A 1,660-nucleotide genomic window follows, 5' to 3' on the forward strand; every position below is an offset into this window, starting at 1 on the left:
GTCTAATTCGGATAGAGTTGACCCCGGTGAAGACCGGGCAGAGAAGGGGAGTTGTGGCTATGCCACAGAGTTGGTGCGGTTAGGTTTACCCTTGCGATGCCCAGTTAGTGCTATTCAATACAATCATCATGTGTCCTCTTTGTTAGTTGATACGTTGGTGAGTTCATTCTTTGGTTAATGAAACGAGGAGAGTATAGCTGCCCTTTTTATTTGTGGGTAGCAAAATCACCGCTTAGTTTGCTAGGAGAGTTGCTACGAGCGCCTAGCTTGTCATTCGTTCTTCCATGATCTGCGAATACGTGTTGGCTTTCAAACCGTATATGATTTGGATATGACGTTCATCCAACACAACAACGCCATGAGCGCCATGTTTCTTTAAAGCCTCTTTATCTACGACAGCAGTAGAGCGCAGCGTGAGTCTTAGCCGCGTTGCACACGCCCCGGTTTCCACCACGTTATCGAGGCCACCAATTGCGGCAATAATGGTGTCCACGTCTTGCTCGACATTTGGATTGGTTTGAGTCAAAAAACTGAAAACGCGTTTGAGAGCTTGAAACATAAAGAGTTATCTCGGGAACAGGGTTAGATGTGGAAACAAGGAAATAGAGTTATAGCGAAGAGGGAGGTGTGTTGTATGGGGCATAAAGCACAGATTTACATTTTTAAATAAAATCGCCATTGCGCTGCGAGAGAGCGAAGAAAACAAAGGCTCCTAATGAGGAGCCTAATTCGATTTTAGTGGGCTGTATGTTTCATCCCTGACATCACTTTTTTCACTGGCGCGTTAAAGCTCTGCTTTTGGCCGTTATCGTAAGTCACGGTTACTTCGATTTCATCCCCTTCATTGAGCGGCGCTTTCAAATCAAACAGCATGATGTGTAGGCTGCCTGGTTTTAGCTCGGTGGTCTCTTTTGCGCCTAGCGTGATGCGGTCGATTTGGCGCATTTTCATCACATCGCCGTCTTTAATGACATCGTGCAATTCAACCTTGCCCGCTGCTGGCGTTTCTGCGGCAACGATATTGATGTCGTCTTGGCTGCGGTTGGCAAAGGTTACGAAGACGGCGCTGGTGGTTGCACCCGGAGCCATAGCACGCGCATACGGTTCGTGCGCCATGACATCGAGCTTAGCCTGAGCTAAAGGGCTGAGCAGTAATGCCCCCAAAGCCAATGTTTTAAACAGTTGATTAGCCTTCATTCGAGCCTTCCTTAGTGGTGAGTTTTGAAATTGCTTCAACAATCGGCGCAGGCGTTAGCGTGTGTGGCACTTTGGTGATCAACGTGCCGTCCGGTTTGAGGAAGTAGAAGTAAGAGCTGTGGTCAAGGGTGTACTTCAGTTCCGAACCTTCTAATTCGGTTTTACGGAAAATAACGCCGTAGCGGTGAGCAAGTGGTGTCGTGATGTCCAACGGCGCAGATAGACCTTCAATCATAGGGTGGAAGTAGTGCGCATATTTTGCGGACGCGTCTGCTTCATCACGTTCTGGATCGAGAGAGATAAACATCGGGCGCAGCTGCGCTTTTTGCTCATCGCTGATTTGATTTAGTGCACCTGCCAGCATCGCGAGCGACGTTGGGCAGACATCAGGGCAACGAGTAAAACCGAAATACACAATACGAATACGAGGGTCGTTCACATCCAAGACGTTGACTGGTTGATT

The 1,660-nt window shown here is 48.1% G+C and carries 3 protein-coding genes; all 3 read right to left on the reverse strand.

Annotated elements, in window-relative coordinates:
• Positions 1–262 precede the first annotated feature (262 nt).
• Positions 263–559: a glucose PTS transporter subunit EIIB gene (locus R7P67_RS23670; protein WP_005480175.1), complete on the reverse strand. Its 297-nt coding sequence runs from the start codon at positions 557–559 to the stop codon at positions 263–265.
• Positions 560–735: 176 nt separating this feature from the next.
• On the reverse strand, positions 736–1,197 hold the full coding sequence (locus R7P67_RS23675) for a copper chaperone PCu(A)C (protein WP_318086174.1): 462 nt from the start codon (positions 1,195–1,197) through the stop codon (positions 736–738).
• The coding region (locus R7P67_RS23680) for an SCO family protein (RefSeq protein ID WP_318086175.1) at positions 1,187–1,660 on the reverse strand (474 nt) is incomplete at its 5' end. The genes R7P67_RS23680 and R7P67_RS23675, both read right to left, overlap by 11 nt.

This window comes from Vibrio sp. Vb0937, assembly GCF_033338855.1.